The organism is Sphingomonas alpina (assembly GCF_014490665.1).
Taxonomy (GTDB): domain Bacteria; phylum Pseudomonadota; class Alphaproteobacteria; order Sphingomonadales; family Sphingomonadaceae; genus Sphingomonas; species Sphingomonas alpina.
The window spans coordinates 3,768,653-3,787,679 of the sequence record NZ_CP061038.1; the positions used below are offsets into that span (position 1 = coordinate 3,768,653).

General features: G+C 62.9%; 17 protein-coding genes. 7 read left to right on the forward strand and 10 right to left on the reverse strand.

Annotation, left to right across the window (positions count from 1 at the left end; genetic code table 11):
• Nucleotides 1–17 precede the first annotated feature (17 nt).
• From H3Z74_RS17590 to H3Z74_RS17615, 6 genes are all read right to left on the reverse strand, one after another.
• Nucleotides 18–1,040 carry a FecR family protein gene (locus H3Z74_RS17590; RefSeq protein WP_187760872.1) on the reverse strand — a complete coding sequence of 341 codons (1,023 nt, stop codon included), beginning with the start codon at nt 1,038–1,040 and terminating at the stop codon, nt 18–20.
• Nucleotides 1,003–1,572 carry an RNA polymerase sigma factor gene (locus H3Z74_RS17595; protein ID WP_187760873.1) on the reverse strand — a complete coding sequence of 190 codons (570 nt, stop codon included), beginning with the start codon at nt 1,570–1,572 and terminating at the stop codon, nt 1,003–1,005. The genes H3Z74_RS17590 and H3Z74_RS17595 overlap by 38 nt, the downstream gene beginning before the upstream one ends.
• Nucleotides 1,573–1,741: 169 nt before the next feature.
• On the reverse strand, nt 1,742–2,467 hold the full coding sequence (locus H3Z74_RS17600; protein WP_187760874.1) for a hypothetical protein: 726 nt from the start codon (nt 2,465–2,467) through the stop codon (nt 1,742–1,744).
• A 13-nt stretch (nt 2,468–2,480) separates the two neighbouring features.
• Nucleotides 2,481–4,160 (reverse strand): alpha/beta hydrolase-fold protein, encoded by a 1,680-nt coding sequence (locus H3Z74_RS17605; protein ID WP_187760875.1) that lies wholly within the window; start codon nt 4,158–4,160, stop codon nt 2,481–2,483.
• Between the two features lie 67 nt (nt 4,161–4,227).
• Nucleotides 4,228–5,517, reverse strand: coding sequence for a M1 aminopeptidase family protein (locus H3Z74_RS17610; protein ID WP_187760876.1), 1,290 nt, complete (start codon nt 5,515–5,517; stop codon nt 4,228–4,230).
• Nucleotide 5,518: 1 nt separating this feature from the next.
• Nucleotides 5,519–6,370 carry a sulfurtransferase gene (locus tag H3Z74_RS17615; protein WP_187760877.1) on the reverse strand — a complete coding sequence of 284 codons (852 nt, stop codon included), beginning with the start codon at nt 6,368–6,370 and terminating at the stop codon, nt 5,519–5,521.
• A 192-nt stretch (nt 6,371–6,562) separates the two neighbouring features.
• Between H3Z74_RS17615 and H3Z74_RS17620 the strand changes: the two genes are divergently transcribed.
• The 5 genes from H3Z74_RS17620 to H3Z74_RS17640 all read left to right on the forward strand — a co-directional run bounded on the left by H3Z74_RS17620 (nt 6,563) and on the right by H3Z74_RS17640 (nt 12,579).
• Nucleotides 6,563–6,967 carry a YybH family protein gene (locus H3Z74_RS17620; RefSeq protein ID WP_187760878.1) on the forward strand — a complete coding sequence of 135 codons (405 nt, stop codon included), beginning with the start codon at nt 6,563–6,565 and terminating at the stop codon, nt 6,965–6,967.
• Nucleotides 6,968–7,103: 136 nt separating this feature from the next.
• On the forward strand, nt 7,104–7,748 hold the full coding sequence (locus H3Z74_RS17625; protein WP_187760879.1) for a thermonuclease family protein: 645 nt from the start codon (nt 7,104–7,106) through the stop codon (nt 7,746–7,748).
• Between the two features lie 378 nt (nt 7,749–8,126).
• Nucleotides 8,127–11,339 (forward strand): TonB-dependent receptor, encoded by a 3,213-nt coding sequence (locus H3Z74_RS17630; RefSeq protein ID WP_229726646.1) that lies wholly within the window; start codon nt 8,127–8,129, stop codon nt 11,337–11,339.
• A 158-nt stretch (nt 11,340–11,497) separates the two neighbouring features.
• A complete protein-coding gene (locus tag H3Z74_RS17635; protein ID WP_187760880.1) occupies nt 11,498–11,854 on the forward strand; it encodes a hypothetical protein in 357 nt (118 codons plus the stop codon).
• A gap of 200 nt (nt 11,855–12,054) precedes the next feature.
• Entirely contained in the window at nt 12,055–12,579 is a 525-nt protein-coding gene (locus H3Z74_RS17640) for a hypothetical protein (protein ID WP_187760881.1), read from the forward strand.
• Between the two features lie 209 nt (nt 12,580–12,788).
• Here H3Z74_RS17640 and H3Z74_RS17645 read toward each other — a convergent pair whose 3' ends face one another.
• Together H3Z74_RS17645 and H3Z74_RS17650 are read right to left on the reverse strand one after the other, a co-directional pair.
• The gene (locus H3Z74_RS17645) at nt 12,789–13,808 is read right to left on the reverse strand and encodes a FecR family protein (RefSeq protein ID WP_187760882.1); all 1,020 of its coding nucleotides are present in this window, start codon (nt 13,806–13,808) and stop codon (nt 12,789–12,791) included.
• Complete coding sequence (locus H3Z74_RS17650) at nt 13,805–14,338, reverse strand: RNA polymerase sigma factor (RefSeq protein WP_187760883.1); 534 nt, start codon at nt 14,336–14,338, stop codon at nt 13,805–13,807. Before H3Z74_RS17650 ends, H3Z74_RS17645 begins: the two co-directional genes overlap by 4 nt.
• A 474-nt stretch (nt 14,339–14,812) precedes the next feature.
• Here H3Z74_RS17650 and H3Z74_RS17655 point away from each other — a divergent pair, with 474 nt between their 5' ends.
• Both H3Z74_RS17655 and H3Z74_RS17660 read left to right on the forward strand, forming a co-directional pair.
• Complete coding sequence (locus H3Z74_RS17655; RefSeq protein ID WP_187760884.1) at nt 14,813–15,856, forward strand: rod shape-determining protein; 1,044 nt, start codon at nt 14,813–14,815, stop codon at nt 15,854–15,856.
• Between the two features lie 95 nt (nt 15,857–15,951).
• On the forward strand, nt 15,952–17,247 hold the full coding sequence (locus H3Z74_RS17660; protein WP_187760885.1) for a M20/M25/M40 family metallo-hydrolase: 1,296 nt from the start codon (nt 15,952–15,954) through the stop codon (nt 17,245–17,247).
• Nucleotides 17,248–17,581: 334 nt separating this feature from the next.
• Here the strand turns inward: H3Z74_RS17660 and H3Z74_RS17665 are convergent, their stop codons facing one another.
• Together H3Z74_RS17665 and H3Z74_RS17670 are read right to left on the reverse strand one after the other, a co-directional pair.
• Nucleotides 17,582–18,169 carry an OmpH family outer membrane protein gene (locus tag H3Z74_RS17665; RefSeq protein WP_229726647.1) on the reverse strand — a complete coding sequence of 196 codons (588 nt, stop codon included), beginning with the start codon at nt 18,167–18,169 and terminating at the stop codon, nt 17,582–17,584.
• Nucleotides 18,169–18,999 (reverse strand): SapC family protein, encoded by an 831-nt coding sequence (locus H3Z74_RS17670; RefSeq protein ID WP_187760887.1) that lies wholly within the window; start codon nt 18,997–18,999, stop codon nt 18,169–18,171. The genes H3Z74_RS17665 and H3Z74_RS17670 overlap by 1 nt, the downstream gene beginning before the upstream one ends.
• Nucleotides 19,000–19,027 lie beyond the last annotated feature (28 nt).

The window sequence follows — 19,027 nt, forward strand, 5'->3', positions numbered from 1 at the left end:
CATGACCTGTATCGGCCTCAAGGCAAGAGAGCGGCGGCGGCGCGAAATCCGCTATTAATGCGACGGCGAATTTTGTTCCCGCGACAGAATGAACGCCGTGTCGGTCTCGACCACCTCGCCATTGAAGGCGGCCGCGGCCCCCGGGCGAAGGCGCCCGCATCGCCGACATTGAATACACCCATGAATTCGGCGCGGCCGAGCGACGGGTCGTTGATCACCACCGGCTTGGCGGCATAGCGATTGACCTCGGCAGCGGCGGTGGCCAGCATCTGGCCACGGAACACCAGCTGGCCCTTGCGCCAGGCGAGCCGCCGGTTGACTTCACGTGCGTCGAGCCCGACGCGGCGCGTGCCCGTCGCGGCGGCGACGAATTGCTCGTCACGACTCAGCCGATGCTGGCGCGGCTGCCCGCTTTCCTTTTCGGTCACCTCGACGACGCCCTGTGCGACCGTGACCGAAACACCGCCGGCATCCTGGATGCCGACCGCGAAGTCGGTACCGACCGCGCGCACCGCCACATCATCGGCCTGGACGATGAACGGGCGCGCGCGATCGTGCGCGACCTGGAACGATGCTTCACCACGCCGGAGCAGGATGCGGCGCTCCTTGTCCGCGAAACGGACCTGGACCACGGTGTCGCCGTTGAGGAACAGTTTCGAGCCGTCATCGAGCGCCACCTCGCGAACCTCGCCGCGCGCGGTCGCGATCCGGCCGCCGAGCCGGTCCTGCGCGGCCAGGCCGCCACCGATCGCGAGCAGCACCGATGCAGCCAACGCCATGCGCCGCCACGGCCAGTGCCGCGCCTGCGGCACCGGCTCGATCTCACGCCCGGCATCGAGTGCGGCCACGCGATCCATATCGACCCACACTGCCTGCGCGCGGACATAGGCGCCAAGATGCCTGCTGTTTTCGGAAAGCCAGCTGTCGAGTCGCTGCTGCTCTACGTCGGAAAGCGGTCCTTCGGCAGAACGGACGACCCAGGTCGCGGCGAGTGACTCGACGTCATCCGAGTCCCCAAAGTCTCCGCTTACCACCGTCATCTTCCTCCGCGCCGACCGCCGGCGCCTTCATTACCTGCATTACGAGCCGCAGCGCTTTTGCAAGATGCTTTTCTACCGTGCTCTCCGCGATGCCCATGCGCTCGGCAATCTCGCGTTGCGACAGTTCCTCGAATTTCTTGAGCTGGAACGCTTGCCGGCATTTGGGCGGCAGGGTCGCGATCGCGGCCATGACCCGCTCCACTTCCTGTTCGCCGCTCAGCCGGCGATGCGCGCCGATCTCATCATCGACGATGTTCAGGGATTCCAAATCCGCCACCAGCTCGATCGAAACGATGCGCGAGCGGCGGACATGTTCGCCGACAATGTGGCGCGCCGTGACGAACAGATAGGCGCGCCCATTGCCGATCCGTTCGATATCGGCCGCCCAGATCCGCGCATAGGCCTCCTGCACCACCTCATCGAGTTCGCATGAACTCAGTCCGCGGATCCGCCCGAACAGCCAGCGACGCACATCGGCCTCGTGCGGCAGCACTTCGCGCGCAAACCAGAGAAGCCGGGCCTGATGTTCCATGACGCAATGGCAACAGTAATCTGACGCTACGTCAAGCTAAATGTCACGACCGCGTCACAAAAGGATGATACCACCAAGATATTGCAAAGACACGAAAAAACTACCGAAGGACTGTCGTCTCCGATTGCATTGGCATCGTGGCAAACGCCACGGCCCGGACGGCATCGCGCTACTGCGTGATCCGCTTCACGATCTTGCCATCCGCGCCGAGAAATTCGATCACCGGCTGCCCGTCGGCGCCGACCTTCATCACCAGCCGGGGCCGGCCCTGCTTGTCCGCCAGCCGGACGATCGCGTCGTCGAGCTGCTTGCCGGCGAAGAAGCGTTCCTCGCCGACGCCACCATTGGCCTTGGCATGAGCGAGCATCTCGGCGCGTATCTTGTCCTTTTCCGCATCGGTCGACGCACGCGACGCACGATCGCTCATTTCCATCAGCGGCTGGATCGATGCATCGGGACGATCCCAGACACGCAGGCCAGCGGTGCGTTGCTTGTCGTTTTCCGCATAGACCATGCCCACGGTCTGATCCTGCTTATACTGGTCGAACAGGATGCTCGCGCTCGCCGATTGATGGCCCTCGGCGCTGCGGCTGCCAAAGCCCATGCCGCCGACCTCATCACCTTCATCGTTGAAGAACAGCATCCCGCCCTGCTTGCGATTGTGATGCTTGTACTCCTTGCCGCCCATGAACAGGCCCGGGAAGCGCGGCGTGTTGGAGATCACCAACCGGTATTTGCCGTTCGGTTCGACGATGTTGATGCGCGCCGCGTTGATCGTGCCGAAGCTGGCGTCGGGCGGACCCGAGGTCGCGATCGCCCACCCCGCCGGCAGCAACGCACCGACTCCAACCGCAACGCCGAACGCGAGCGGCAATTTCCAGCCTGGCCGTTTCATCGCCCGTCCTCCCTCAGTAGTTCCACTCGGTCAGCGGCGCTCCCGCCGGTGCGGTCTTGCGCACATGTGCGGCCATTTCGCGGATTACGCCGGCCCAGTCGGTGTGGTGCCAGTTATGGCCTTTTTTCGGCCGGCCATATTCGAAGCGGATCGGATAATCGGCTCCGGCGACCTGCGCGACCATCTCCTGGAATTTATAGACGCCCAGGTTGAGGAAAAAATCATCCTGCTCGCCGGCGAAGAAATTCATCCGACCGGCAAGTTTCGGCCCCAGGGTCGCCCAGTTGGTCCGCGCATAATCAGTCAGGTCATACCCGTTCCTGCGCGAATATTCGGCAACCTCATGATCGATCACGCCAGTCAACGGATCGAACAGCGGCACCGGATAGCCATCCTTGCCGACCGGGCCATAGGTCGATTGCCAGATCGCCAGCTGGTAATAGCCGCGCCCCTTCGACCCCAGCATCGCCTCGAGCTTGGACAGGTCGCGGACCGACAATCCCGGCTGCCCCTCGCGCGTCCGGCGGAACGGGCGATCGGTCACCTGCCAGTCGTTGAACCGAAACTCGAACATGTTCACGTCCTTGTAGACGTCGGTCAGCTGGTAGCGCGAAAAGTCGATCGGATCGGGATTGAAGACCCATGCGCCGCCGAACTTGTCGGGATAGTGGAGCAACAACGCGAGCGATTCCCAACCGCCGGTCGAGGCCCCTTCGGTGATGCGGCCATAGGGCTGGTCGATCAGCCGGAACTTCTTTTCCAGATACGGCATCAATTCCTTGGTGATGGCGTCGCCCCATGGCCCGTTATTGGCCGAATTGAGGACGTAGGATTCGAAGAAATAGGGGCTGAACTGTTCGAGGGTGATCGCGACGAAGCGCGGCAGGTCACCCTGCCATTCCTGTGAGAATTGATAGCCGGTCTTGAGACCGCCATCGGCGGCTCCCGCGCGGGCGCGTTCCGTATCCGTGGCGGGATCGGTATCGAAACCGAACGGCACATCGCCATGGCTCAACGCATAGACGGTGGGATAGCGCGCATCGGGATGCTCATCGAATCCCTTGGGCAACAGCACCGTCGCGCCGATCGTCATCGGGATGCCCCAGAAATCGGACAGGATCTTGCTCTTGATGCGGACATGCTTGAGCCAGGGCGTGTCGACGAACGGCTCGGGCGGTGGAATCGTCTCGGTCAGCGAAAGCGCGATCGGCGTCGGCGATGTCGGGGCGACCTTCACCTTGATTGGCTTGCTGTAGAGATTCCCGCCGCTCATGAACGCCGGCGCCCGTTGCGGGTTCGGCGACGGCACCCAAATGGTATGCCCGTCCGAGCGCTTCGCCAGAACATAACGGATCAGCACCGCCTGAATGTTGTAATCGCCAGGCGGCAGCCGCTTCAGGTCGATCGGATAGCCAATCGACTCCTGCCCGACGGTGATGCTCCCGCCGGGCTTGAGCGCATCCACATCGACCCCGAACGATGGCGGTCCGTTCATGCCGATCACCAGCCGCGGTTCGGCCGTATCGGAACTGGCCGCGACGACAATCAGCCGCCCGGTAACCGGGCCGGTCTTGGCATCGCCGGGCAAGGTCACGGAAAATCTGACCTGGGCCAGCGCCGGCATGGCGAGCGTCAGTGCGATGCAGGCGAGGAAAGCGCGCAACCCCAGCTTGATCCCGTTCCGTCCGCCCATCTGTCCGCTCCCCAATAAAAACCCGGTTCCCGCAGGCGATGATGGTCGGCGCGGCATTTTCCGCCAGTCAGTCCGGCTGCCACGCCGCATCGGCCAGGCGCGCCCGGAAGCCCGCAGCGACCGCCAGCCCGGCGACCTCGGCCAGGCGGGCGAGAAAGGCCTCGGTGGTGGTCGGCGGATCGCTGCGGGCCAGAATCCGGTCGAGCGCGGGGCGGCCGATCTTTGCTTCGAGCGCGAACAGCAACACCGGCCCTTTCTGGTAAAGCGCAGCGCCGCTTGGCCGTTTGTCGCCAAGCAGCGGTCCGGCCTTCGCGGCCACCTCGCGCTTGCGGTCGAGCATCGCGTCGCGTTCGGCGATGCCGAGCGTTGCCTCGACATAACGCAGGCCGAAATATTCCGCGACCGACTCCGACATCCAGTAATTGGCGAACACCACATCGGGGGTCGAGCCCCAGGCATGGCGAAATTCATGCGCCACGAAACGCGCGGGGCTGGCGGCGTCGAACGGCGGCGTCGGGGCACCGGGATCGCGGAAGGTCGGCATCACCACCAGCCCGCGCCGCGCATAGCCGGCACCACTGCCGCGCGGTACGACGATCATCCGCACCGGCCCCACCTGCGGCGCGCCGAACCGTTTGCGATAGAAGGCAGCAGCGCCGAACGCATTCTCGCGCAGCTTCGCGACCAGCGGGTCATCCGGAATCGCGGTATAGAATTCGACATCGGGCGCCGTGATCCGCTTCAGGCCGACCGCGCCAACCAGCATCAGGTCGCTATCCGAGATCACGCGATGGATGCGCAGCCGATCACCGCTGCGCGTCAGCTGTCCTTGAGACATCACCACCAGAGCGGTCGGCAGTCCGGAAATGTCGGCATCGATCGAGAACGCCATGCCCAGATCCTGACGCACCGGCAGCCACATCGTGTCGATGCCAAGCTCGATCCGGTCGGCCGATAGTGACGGTGATCTCTCCCCGGCTTCATCGATCGGCCCGTGATAGGCGATCGTCACCCGACACGCCGTCCGCACCGCCTCACCCGATCGGATCGCAATGCGCTGAAGATGGGGAAGTGGCGTACCGGTCGGCGCGAGCTCGGGACGCGCGCCGCAATCGGTCGACGTCTCGGTCAGCGTAAAGCGCTCCCCCAGCACGAAAGCGGTTTCCCCGCCTGCGGCCGGCAATGTAATGATCGCCTTTGCCGTAAGGGTGCCGCGCTTCACGTCGAACCGCGCGGAAAATTGATAGTGCGGCGTGGATGACCCCGCCGCCGCGGCGCGCATCGGAACCACGGCAAGGAACAGCAGCGTCAGCAGAATCGACGCACACCGTGCCGCGGAGCCGATCGATGGAATCATCTCAACCGCGCGCCCGGGGACGTTCGGGATCGACGATCCACTCGCTCCACGAGCCGGGATAGAGCCGCGCGCCGCGTAGCCCCGCCGCCTCCATCGCCAACGCATTATGGCAGGCAGTCACACCCGACCCGCATTGCAGGATGACGCCGGCCGGAGCCGTGCCGTCCAGCGTCGATGCGAATTCATCGGCCAAGATGGCAGGCGGCTTGAACCGGCCGTCCGCCGCAAGATTATCGCCATAGAAACGGTTGGCCGCGCCCGGGATACGTCCGGAAATCGGATCGAGCGGGTTGGCTTCGCCGCGGAACCTGCTGGCAGTGCGGGCATCGAGAACAAGCGCATCGGGGGCTCCGATGCTCGCCAGAACTTCGGCGGCATCGACCGTCATTCGCTGGTTTGGCTCGACTGTTTCGAAATCTCCGATCGACAGCTCGGGAAGTTCCCCCTGTTCGAACGGCAGGCCGGCCTCTGCCCATGCCTTGCGACCGCCATCGAGCACCGCCACCGCGGAATGGCCAAGCCAGCGCAACAGCCACCAGGCGCGCGCCGCAAATGGCCCGCCGGACGCATCATAAGTCACCACCTGATCGCCTTGGCTCAATCCCAGACGCCGCAAGGTTGCGGCCAGCACTTGCGCATCGGGCAACGGATGCCGGCCGTTACGGCCGTCGGACAAGCTCGACAGGTCGTACTCAAGATGGAGGTATCGGGCACCCGGGATATGACCAGCGAGATACTCTTCCAGTCCGGCACCGGCATCCGCCAGGCTGAAGCTGCAATCGACGATCACCAGGCCCGATCCGCCCGGCCAGTTGGCCAGATCCTCGACGCTGATCAGGCAAGTGTACGTCATGGGATTCCTTCCGTGCGACCATGGAAGCGCCACCGGTCGCTGTCACGCTCGAGCGACCGGATGCGCAGCGACTATGATGCGCACGCCGCCATATTCCGCCATCGGTCGCGCGCGCCCCTGAAACCTCTTAACGACCCGATCGTTCACCGGCTCCAGCGGCTCGGAGCCGATGGTCGATGATGGAGAATGATGATGAGTGCAGATTTCGAGTCCTTCTTCGACCGTCGGACAAAGGCGGCCCACGCCTATGTCAATGGTGACGCCGCGCCGTTGCAGACACTGCTCACGCCCAACGAAACCGCCAGCTTCCACAGTCCGGGCGGCGACAGCGTCACCGGCCCGAAACCAGTCGCGGACCGCTATGTCGAGGATGCGAAGCGCTTTGCACCGGGCAGCAGATCGCAGCTGGAAATCCTGCAAAAAGCGGCCGGAGACCTCGCCTTCTGGACGGGGTTTCAGAATGCCAGCATGTGCCTGGCAGGCAAGGACGAACCGGTCGACATGCGCATCCGGGTCACGGAAGTGTTTCGCCGCGAGGCCGGCGAATGGAAGATGGTCCACCGCCATGCGGACATGGCCGGGAAGGGCGCGAAATGACCGAGGTCGCGTCATCAACAGCAGACTGGTTGCGGCTGGCGCAAGACCGCGACACAATCCCGGCCATGAGCCAGTCGATGGAAACACTTCGGCGAATTGCACGCGCGTCTTCGGTTTTCCGCTTCCGGCCGCGGCGGTGATCCACACGCGCTACATCGTCGTCGCACTGCTGGCTGTTCTGGGGGCTGGCGCAGCGCTGGTCTATGATACCGTGCGACCGCGGGTACATCCCATCAAGGTCGCTGACCAACACAAGATGGTCGAACACCAGAACAAGCTGCGGGCGGCACGCGCCATGACCGCTGCGGCGCAAACCGAAGCCCGTCCGACCGACCCGTTCGGTACCGCCGATGTCATCGACGGAGACACGCTGGTCATTGGCAAGGTGACGGTTGATCTCTGGACCATCGATGCGCCCGAACTCGAACAATATTGCGTCCGCGGCAGCGAGCGCTGGCCCTGCGGCCGGGACTCCCGCGATCATCTGCAGAGCCTCGTCAAAGGCCGGCAGATTGCCTGTCGCCCGGAAGGGCCGCCCGAGCCGGATGGGCGGTTTGTCGGCCTTTGCTTCGTCCGGGACACGCCGTGCGGACCAGACGGTGCGTGCGAATCCGATCTCACATCACTCAACCTCGCAATGGTCGAGCAAGGCGCGGCCATGGATGTCGAAGGTCAATATATGGATGCTCAGGATGACGCCCGGGGCCGGAAAATCGGCATCTGGCGCGGCCGCCTCGACCCGCCCAAACAATGGCGCGAGAAGCATGACGCAACGCACTGAGCGCGTTTGATGCCATGCGGTCGGCGGCATCGGCGGTGGCCGATCCGCCTTCTTCGTCTATCCCGACGATGACGTGGCGGTGATCGTGATGACCAAACTGGTCGGTGCCAACCCGCAGAACATGACAGATATCATCGCCGGACATTACCTGCTTTCCACACATGGAGCGCGACGATCCGGACCTGGGCCGGATAGGCCGGCACACTCCGATACACTCCCTCAATCCATCCCGGCAGACGCGAGCGACAATAGTTTCTTTACCGCGATCCCCCCCGGGCCGAAAATCCTGCGTCATCACACATGACGGGCCGGTCACGGCCTCGGCAAAAAGGGGAGAGTCAACGAACTCATCCCCGCCAGACAGGGAGGGGGTTTTTGATGAAGTTTCGCGCCGCGCGTATCAATCGATTTCTGCTGGGCGGTATCGCCACGGCCTGCCTGCTGACCCTGCCCGATATGGCTCAGGCACAATCTGCGCCGAGTTTTCGTATCGCCCCGCAATCGCTGGACAGCGCGTTGCGCGATTTCGGACTGCAGAGCGGAGTCACGATCCTCGCCGATGCGACGATCACCAACGGGAAGAAGACGGGGGGCTATACGGGAAAGTCGGACGCCGAGACCGCGCTTCGCTCACTCCTCTTGGGGACGGGACTGCGCTACACCCGCAATGGCAATGTCTTCGTCATCACCCCGGTGGGAAACGACGGGCAGTCGACCGCGACCAGCGATAGCGCGAACGACGATGGCGGCGACATCATCGTGACGGCACAGAAGCGCGAGGAAAGTATCCAGGACGTGCCGATCGCCGTCTCGGCCTTTTCGAACAAGGCGCTCGACGAACTCAAGATCGAGGGCGGGTCGGAACTGCTGCGGGCGGTGCCCAATGTCACCTTCTCGAAGACGAATTTCGCCAGCTATAATTTCTCCATCCGCGGTGTCGGCACCAAGGCGCTTTCGGTGTCGACCGACCCGGCGGTGGCGATCAGTTTCAACAACACGCCGCTGTTACGCAACAGATTGTTCGAGCAGGAATATTTTGACGTCGAACGAGTCGAGGTGCTGCGCGGCCCGCAGGGCACGCTCTATGGTCGCAACGCGACTGGCGGCGTGGTCAACATGATCACCAACAAGCCGAAATTCGACACCTTCGAAGGCTCGTTGAAGGCCGAAGTGGGCAATTACGACACTCGCCGCATGAGCGGGATGATCAACGTGCCGCTGGGGGATACCATCGCGATCCGCGCGGCGGGAGCGCTGACCCAGCGCGACGGCTTCGACTATAACAGCGTGACCGACAAGCGGGTGAACGGCCGCGACCTGTGGTCGACCCGGGTCAGCGCAGGGTGGGAACCGAGCAGCAGCTTCAAGGCCAATTTCATCTGGGAACATTTCAACGAGAAGGACGATCGCTCGCGTACCGGCAAGCAGCTCTGCCATACCGACCCGGGGCCGAGCATGATCGGCGGGCGCGACATTTCCGCCGACCTTCTTACCCGCGGCATCCTCAGTCAAAGCTGCAAGCCCGGATCACTCTACGATGATGGCGCATTCGGCGTGCCCAAGGGGTTCAGCCTGCCCTATATCAACGCCGCCACGGCCATGCTGCAGTTCGGCTATCTCCCCGCGCCACCGGGCCAATTTCCCGATTCCACCAACCCGATCACGATGATCGACCCGACGCGCGATCCCTATGCCGGACTGACACAATCACGGAACCTGCGCGAGATCGCCACTGCCTATGACCCCACTTTTCGTGCCCGGAACGACGTGTACCAGCTCAATCTGGAGGTCGATGTCCAATCCGATCTCAGATTCTTTTCGCAAACCGCCTACAGCAAGGATTTCTACTACTCGACCCAGGATTATAATCGATTCAACTCAGGGCCAGTGTTCAGGAGCTCGTCGGGTCTCGTCGACTTCTTCAACAACCCGCTGCCCACAGGAGGGATCGCGCCGGGTGGAGTCTATAATGATCCCCAGCTCGGACCATCGCGCAGCATCCTGGCAGTCGACATGGTCAAGTCGCGCAGCTCGCAATGGTCGCAGGAATTTCGCCTGCAGTCTTCATTTGCCGGCCCGGTTAATTTCAGCGTCGGCGCCAATTATCTTCACTTCAAGATCGACGAAGACTATTATGTATTCAGCAATCTCTTTTCCGCATTGGCCCAGGGACTGTTCGGGAACGGTAATTATGGCGGGGTCGTACTGGATTGCACCAATCCCCCCAACCAGCCGGGCTGCGTCTATGTCGACCCCAACCCGCTGAACAAGATCAACGGCCAGGGGCATAATTATTTTCGCAGCCGCAATCTTTCCAAAACCCGCTCGCTCGCGGCGTTCGGCGAGCTCTACTGGCAAGCAACGGACGACCTGAAGCTCACCGCCGGTCTGCGCTACACCGACGACCGGAAGACATCGACCCCGATCAAGACCCAGTTGCTCCTCGCACCCGGTTTCGGCGGTAGCGGCGTTATCGGGATCGGCTTTCGCAATTCGCCCGATATCGTCCAGCACTGGGGTCGGGTCACGGGACGGCTTGTGCTCGACTGGCAACCCAAGCTCGCCTTCACCGACGAAACATTGGTCTACACCTCCTATTCACGAGGCTATAAGGGCGGCGGCGCCAATCCGCCGAGCATCGATGGCGATCCCACGGCACTTTCCTTCGCCCCTTTGCCTGAGACCTTCAAACCCGAAAGTGTCAACGCGTTCGAGATCGGGATGAAGAACACATTGGCGGGCGGCAAACTGACGCTCAATGCCAATGCCTTCTTCTACAATTACCGCAATTATCAGGTGTCACAGATCGTTGACCGGATCGCGCTCAACGAGAATTACAACGCCAATATCTGGGGGGCCGAATTGGAGGCGAGCTGGCGGCCGGTGCCCGCGTTCCGCATCAACGCCAATCTGGGATATCTCGGCACGCGGATCGGCAAGGGAATGCGTTCAATCGACGTCATGAACCGGACTCAGGATAATCCGGACTGGGTATTGGTGAAACCATGGCTTCAGCTGGCATCGAATTGCGTTGCACCAAAAGCCGTGGTCGAAAAGATCGTCACCAGCCCGTTCTATACCGACCAATCGGCCCTGGCCTATCTCACGCCGCTCTGCGGCGGATCCTATATCGGCGATTATCGACCCGGCAGCTTTTATTCGCAGATCTTCGGCGTCACCTATGATCCCCTGGTCGATGGCCCCAATGCCGGCAAGGGTTTCTATGCCGATCTGGGTGGGAACGAACTGCCCAACTCGCCGCACTGGACCTTCAATGTCGGCGCGCAATACACCATTCCGTTCGACAGCTGGGCGGTAACACTGCGCAGTGATTATTACCGTCAGTCGAGCAGTTGGGCACGCGCCTATAATAGCTCGATCGACCGGCTGAAGGCGTGGGACAACACCAATTTGTCACTGACGCTGGAACGGCCGGAATCAAACCTGGCGATCCAGTTCTACGTCAAGAACGTGTTCAACGACGCGCCGATCACCGACGCATTCATCAACAGCGATGACAGCGGCCTCACGACCAATGTCTTCACACTAGACCCGCGCATCATCGGCTTCAACGTGACGAAGAAATTCTGAACCGCAACCCGTCTGCTGCGCCCTGTGGCTCAGCACAGGGTGAATGTTTTGATGAATACCAGCCGTCTCCTCTCCGCGGCTGGCATTTGACCGGCCGTCGGCACATGCCGGCGGCCGGTTTTTTTTGCTGCACCGCCTTTGGTCACGGTCAGAGTCAGATGCTGAAGTTAGACCAACTCGCGTTGCCGCTGGCTCATCTTCCACTTGCCTCCCCGGCGAAGGCCGGGGCCAGTTGGCAAGCATTTGTTGGCCTGGCGCTTCGCCTTGTCACTTCGGCCTTCTCGACTGGCCCCGGCCTGCGCTGGAGAAGCAGTAAAGGTGGGTCAGCAGCAACACAGCTTGGTATTAGACCCCATAAAATATCTTCAGCGTCATCGGATCAAATTCTGGTTTTAGATATTAGATGGCAGACCATTTATCCAAGTAGATTCTTTGAGATTTTGCCCGTTGGTTCAAAGAACGTTATTCAATCTTCTTCATTCTATTTAAATAGAAACACCATTCAAGAATTATAAGTTCAAAATATGTGAAGTACAGAACCAAAGAACGCCAAGTAAATTGGCGGGAAATATGATGATCTTCGCCTCAATATAGCACCAAAACGGATACTTTTCTGCGAATTGCACCCCCCTGTTCGCGGAATATTGCGTCAAAGGCCATGGGAGGACACTCTTCCCTAAATCGCGGCTGCGCCGCATATAATGAGGATGACACCATGAACAGGATCCTGTTAACCTGCATTGGAACACTCGCCACGGTCGGCATGACGGGTACGGCTTTCGCTGCTCCGCGCGTTGGCCCTCCCAGCACGCCCTTCACCGCAGTGGGGCCGGCTCAGCTGACCAACCCCCCGCTGGTCTTGAATTGCACCTTTACCCTCAACGGTAACACCGGCCCGGCGCTGCCGACACCGCCGCTCCCGGCAGGTGCGGCCGGCGGTACGATTACCGGCGGCACCAACACCGGCCCAGGCCTCTGCCCGGCAGTCACCGTCGATGCCGCTACCTTCACCGTCACATCGGCGACCGCTACTGGCGGGACGGGTAACGTGAACGGCCTGGTGGTGAGACTGGCCGGTACCCCCGTCTGCACCGCTACGGGGCCGGTGTCCTTCACCTTCGCAAACAATGGCGCCGCGCCCTCGACGATCGGGTTCTCCGGCCCCATTCCCGGCACGACCTGCAGCGTTATCACCAACCTGACGATAACGAGCGCACCGGACATCAACGCATTCCCATAAGCCTTTCAGGGCTTGCGCCCTGAAAATATCCTGACGCTCCGGCTATGATATCCCCTCGGATCTCAAGGCCGGAGCGTCTTGCTTTTGTCGAGCATCGATCATGACAGACCTGCCCGATCACGCTCTGACCCGGCGCGGGCGCCAAGCGCGGAATCTACCAATCCAGGCTCATGCCGCTGGGCTGCATCACCCTCCCATCATGAGCACCGTCATCTTGGCGAGAGCTGAATTTCCTTGTCAGTGTCGGCCGTTATCCGCGCCAGGCCATTCATCTCCAGCCCCTTGGCCAGGCTGTCGACATCGCCCATCTTGAAGACACCGACGATCCGGGTGTCCGGCACGGCACCCCCGCTGAACACGATCTTCTTGTCCGAATAGCGATTCATCTCCGTGATCACGCTTGAAAGCGGATCACGCAGGAAGGTCAGCCGCCCCTGAAGCCAGCTCGTCTCCTTCGCCATATCGACGCGATCGATCGACCAGTCCTCATCGGCGCGCGCCACGAGCTGAGCGCCGGCCGTCATGTCCGCGCGGTGGCTGGGTCCGCGCGATGCCTTGACCTCATCGACCCGGACCTTGCCTTCGACCAGGGTAACCACGACCTTGTCCTGGTCGATCCGGACGGCAAATTCGGTCCCGACCGCGCGCACATTCTTGCCATTGGCAGAAACGATGAAGGGGCGATTGCGGTCCGGCGCGACGCGGAAAAAAGCCCGGCCGCGCAGCAGCGCGATGGCGCGCTTGCTGCGCATGTCATCGACCCGCATCTCGCTGTCGGCATCGAGTGTGACATGCGATCCATCGGGCAAGGTCACCAGAGTCCGCTCGCCTACCCCGGTTTCAAACGTCTGCGCATATTGCTGCTCGGCCTGTCCGGCGCCGATCCCCAACCCCAACAGGCCGGAATCGATCGCCGCCCACCCGGCGGTCACGGCCAGGAGAAGCGCAGCGGCGGCCACCGCGAGCCGGGGCCACCATGACGGCCGGTCGTAGAACTCGCCATCCTGTTCCAGGGCCGCCATGATCTCCGGATCCTGTGCGACCGATCCCAGGATGGCCCAGTATCGCTCGAGCTCCTCATACGCGTTGCGATGCGCCGGCGCGCGATCGAGCCATGACAGGAAGATGCGCTCGTCGCGCGCGGTCATGTCACCCGAACGCTTGAGGTTGAACCAATAGGTCGCCTCCGATCGCAACGCGTCGTTGTTGGACTGGGCCCCCGCGCTCATGCGTCGCCTCCCATCTCTTGCGAGATGCGGACAATGGCGCGGTGCATCAGTTCCTTGACCGATTCCTTGGAAATACCCATTCGGGCAGCAATGGCCTGATACGTCATGTTCTCGAACCGATGGAACAGGAATGCCGCGCGAGCGCGCGGGGGAAGGTTGAGGATCACCTCGACGGCGCGCGAATATTCCTGCCGCCCGATCACGATCCGCTCGGGCGACATATCGTCCGCCATCTCGGGCGCGTCCTCATACCCTTCATGAAGGGAATGGAATCGGATCTTGCCGCGGCGGTACCGGCTGATCAGCACATTGCGCGCGATCGTGAACAGATAGCGTTCGACATTGTCGATCGGCGCATTCAGCTGGACGGCCTGCAGCCGCATGAAGACATCCTGCACCAGGTCATCGACATCGGCATCATGGGCACGGCGACTGAAGAAACGTCGCAAGCCCGGACCATAGCTCGTCACCCACGCCGCGAGGTCGCGCTCCGGGTCAGGCGAAGGCCTGTTCAAAACAGGGTCCGACATGTTGACCGCCGAACCAATGTCGGACCCGAAACCATCCTGCGCGCTTCCCCTGCCTGGCGGCACGAGACCACCACTCACATGCCCAGACGCCTGATATCGCCAACAGGGGGGACGAGAGGCGAGATTTAAAGGCCTCGGATTCTCCCGGCAGGCTATTGTTGCGGTAAGGAGGTCGCGCATTCTGCCCGGAGAAGCAACCGGCTCGCTCGACGCGCGATAATGGCATCTTCATCTGGTCGCGGCGTTCGTCGGGATATCACGAGCATCGCACGTGCGCTCCGCGAAAACCTGCGCCGAGAGGGAAAAACCGCCTTTTCAACCCTCCCACCACCTTTGCGGGCCAGTTCGTCACGTTACCGGGGCGTCGGGCCGAATGTGTGCTTGACCTTGCCCAAGGACCTCCACACCGCAGGCGCATGCGTACGGCATGCCCGAAAGTTCGGTCGCGCCCTGTTTGAATTGAGACTGTTGACGATGTGGGCTTCCCGATTTCTCAAATTTAATTCTCGCGACATGGCGATTGATCTCGGGACGGTGAACACGCTGGTCTATCTCCGCGACAGGGGCATTGTTCTCAACGAGCCATCGGTGGTGGCGCTCGAAACGATCAATGGCGTGTCCAGGGTCAGGGCGATCGGCACCGACGCCAGGCTGATGCTGGGCAAGACGCCGGAAAATGTCAGGACGATCCGCCCGCTTCGCGATGGCGTGATCGCCGACATCGATGTCGCCGAGCAGATGATCAAGCATTTCATCGACAAGGCGCATGGCGGCCCGAGCAAGATTCCGCGGCGGCCGGAAATCGTGATCTGCGTCCCGTCCAGTTCGACGATGGTCGAACGGCGCGCCATCCGCCAGGCCGCCACCAATGCGGGCGCATCGAAGGTGCTGCTGATCGAAGAACCGATGGCGGCCGCGATCGGCGCCGGCCTGCCGGTCACAGAGCCGGTGGGCGCGATGGTGGTCGATATAGGCGGCGGCACGACCGAAGTCGCCATCCTGTCGTTGCGTGGGCTCGCCTACAGCCTGTCGGTCCGCGTCGGCGGCGACAAGATGGATGAAGCGATCGCCAGCTATACCCGACGCAAATACAGCCTGATGATCGGCGAGGCGACGGCAGAGCGCGTCAAGATCGAGATCGGCAGGGCGTGCAAACCCGCCGAAGGCGTCGGTCCGGTGATGGGCGTTCGGGGTCGCGACCTGGTGGCCGGCGTACCGCGCGAGATCGAGATCAGCCAATTGGAGGTTGCCGAGGCACTCTCCGAACTGGTCGGCCAGATCGTCGAAGCGGTCATGACGGCGCTGGAGAACACGCTGCCGGAACTGGCCGCCGACATTGTCGACCATGGCATTGTCATGACCGGCGGCGGCGCGCTGCTGCGCGGCATCGACGAAGTCCTCGCCCGGGCCACCGGTCTGCCCGTGGTCGTGGCCGACAATGCGCTGATGTGCGTCGCGACCGGCGCCGGTCGCGCCTTGGAGGATCCGGTCTATCGCGGCGTGCTGGCGTCGCAATAGAATTTGCCGGGATAGCCCGACGCGCAAATTGCAGGATCGCGCAACCACGAAAGCTGAGCTAGTCCGGGCCAGATTCACCAACCGGGAGTTTGCCCATGATCCGTTCCTGCGTCGCTGGGTTCGCCGTTCTGCTCCTGTCCGCGACTGCGGCAATCGCCGCGCCGCCCGCCACGCCCGCCGAGCGCGCGGTCGCCACCATCGCGGACAGCGCGGCCTTTGCCAGGGCGCGCGCCACACTCGACGCGCAGCATGACCAGTTCGTCGCGGAGATCATCAAGCTGACGGAGATTCCTGCACCGCCATTCAAGGAAGCAGCGCGCGGGGCCGCCTATGCCGAGATATTCCGGACACTGGGGCTGCGCGACGTCACGATCGACCCGGTCGGCAACGTTATCGGCCTCCGCCCGGGGTCCGATCCGAAGGCGCCGCTGATCGTCATCTCGGCGCATTTGGATACCGTGTTTCCCGAAGGAACGGTGGTGACGGTACGGCGCGAGGGCACGAAGCTCCACGCGCCGGGTATCGGTGACGATACGCGCGGGCTCGGCACGCTGCTCGCCTATATCCGCGCGCTCGATGCGGCCGATATCCGGACTCGCCATTCGATCCTCTTCGTCGGCACAGTCGGCGAAGAGGGCCGCGGCGATCTGCGCGGCGTGCGGCACCTGCTGACCAAGGGCAGCTACAAGGACCGGATCGGCGCGTTCTTCTCGGTCGACGGGAGCGATCCGCAGCGCGTCACCCATGGCGGAGTGGGATCGAAGCGCTACCATGTCGTGTTCAAAGGGCCCGGTGGACACAGTTTTGGCGCATTCGGGATCGTCAATCCGATGGTGGCGATGAGCCAGGCGGTAACCGATCTCTACAAGATCGACCTGCCGGGCACCCCCAAGACCACTTATGCCGCGAGCGTCACGGGCGGGGGCACCTCGGTCAACGCGATCCCCTCCGAAGTGTTCATGGATTTCGACATGCGGTCGGAGGATCCAGCTGCGCTGGCGGATCTGGAAAAGCGCTTCCTCGCCATCGTGAAGACTGCCGCCGAGACCGAAAACAAGACCCGCTCCACCCGGGTCGGCAGCATCACGGTCGACCCGCAGCCGGTCGGCGACCGCCCGGCCGGCAGGACGTCGCGCGACGCAATGCTGGTTCAGACCACGGCCGCGGCGATCAAATCGATCGGCTATGAACCGATCTACGATGCCTCCTCGACCGATTCGAATATCGCCATGAGTCTGGGCATCCCCGCCGTCACGATCGGTTCGGGCGGCCTGGCCGGCCGGGCCCATTCGGCGGACGAATGGATTGACGTCGCCAAGCCGGAAAGCCTGCGCGGGATGACGGTCGGGCTGCTCGCGTTGCTGGCCGCGGCAGAAATGCTCCCGCGCTAGGGTTCAAGCCCAGGGGCGATTCAATAAAGCTGCGGGATACGGCACTGTGACGGTCGGACGGGACGCCAGTCCGGCGCTCTCGTCCTGCTCTTTCACATGGCCGCGAGGCACCGGGCGATCCTCGCCCCTGTTTCGATCGAAGCGGCCCCTGTTACTGCCCCTGTTCCGCCCCTGTTTCATAACAGGGGCGAAGCCAGCCATGTAGCTGAAAACAGACGCATAATCCGGCGGCCGGATCCAACATAACAGGGGCCAGAAAATACAACCCCGAAAACAGGGGATAACAGGGGCGAAGCCCGCAGCTTCGCCCGATCCGCTCGGATCGAGGAAAGCGCTAGCGCGCTGGCGCGGCGGTTTGCACAGGCAGCACTTCGCGCTCGAAGGTGATCGTCTCCATCGTACCGTCCAGCGCGGCGACCGCAGCGGCCGTCAGGTCGTTGCTCAGATTGCCGCCCAGCACCGAATTGCGATCGATCAGCAGGCCGCAGTTCCTTGCCGTATAGACCTTGGCGATCACCGGTTGCAGCGCGGCGGCGAGGCGCGCCATTGCCTTGGCACGGGTCGCATCGATCTCGCGGATGCTGTGCTGCGTCTTGTCCTGCACGGCCTTGAGCTTGGGCGCGAGCGCCTGCTCGCGCGCACGGCGCTGCTCCGGGCTGAGCTTTGCGCCCTCGGCCTGAAGCGCCTGAACCTCCACCTCGACCGGCTTGCGCAGGACATCGACTTCGGCCTGCGCCTGTTCGGCGAGCTGCTGCAGCCGCGCGGTCGCGGCCTTGCCGGCCTTGGCGTTGGCGAAGATCGCCTCGCGCGACAACAGGCAAACGCCGGGCACGGCGGGGCCGCCCAGGCCTTGTTGTCCCGTCGGAGCAGTCGGAGCAGATTGCGCCGCAGCGAGGAGCAGGAGTGCAGCAAGAAGAGGCATCATGATGTTCCTTGGGAGGGGGAATCGGAATGAGCGGATGGCGCCGCAGCCGCGCCGGCCCGCCGGTCGAGCAAGGCCTGGAAACGGTCCAGCGACGCGAAATGGAACTGGATTGCCGCGAGCCAGCCCGTGCGATGCCAGTCGAGGATCGTCGCATCGTCGAGCGCATCGAAGCGATCGCGGTCGACCAGCTTGAAGCCGTCAATGTCGAAGGCACCGCCGCCGGGCAAAGTCACCGTCGCACGACGGTCGACCAGCAGGTCGCGCTCAAGCAGCGCATCGGCAAACCGCCGCGTGACGGCGCAGTCGCGGCGGAACGCTTCGCAAAAGTGCAGCGCCTGGGTGGTGGCGGCGCTGGCCGTATCGCCATCGAACAGCGCGACACCCCGGTCACCGCCACGAACAATGCGCGGCGAAGTGACGTCGATCCCGAGCACGAAGCGGTCGGGCTCCTCGGTTGCGAAGAAGATGAACGGATGGCGGCGGATATAGGCCGGGATATAGGTATCCGCCGCCCAGCGCCCGGACGCGACGAAATCGTTGCTCCGCTCCAGGCCCAGCAAGGCGATGGGCAAACCATCATTGCCGGCAAACAGGATCGGGTAGGAGCGCGAGGCCGCGGCGAACTCGCTCGTCGCCAGCATGATGCTGTTCGCGTCGCGCGCGAACGCCAGATCACCCGGCAGCAAACGCCACGTCCCATGTCTCTCGACCGTAAGCGGCTCGGTCAGTTCGTAGAATTGCGGCGGGAGAGTTGCCTCCGCCACCGGATCGGTTTCGTCGATCGGCGCGACGTCGATGTGCGTCGCCGCTTCCAGAATATCGGTCATGCTTTGTGTCTCGTCGGATAGGGCGGCG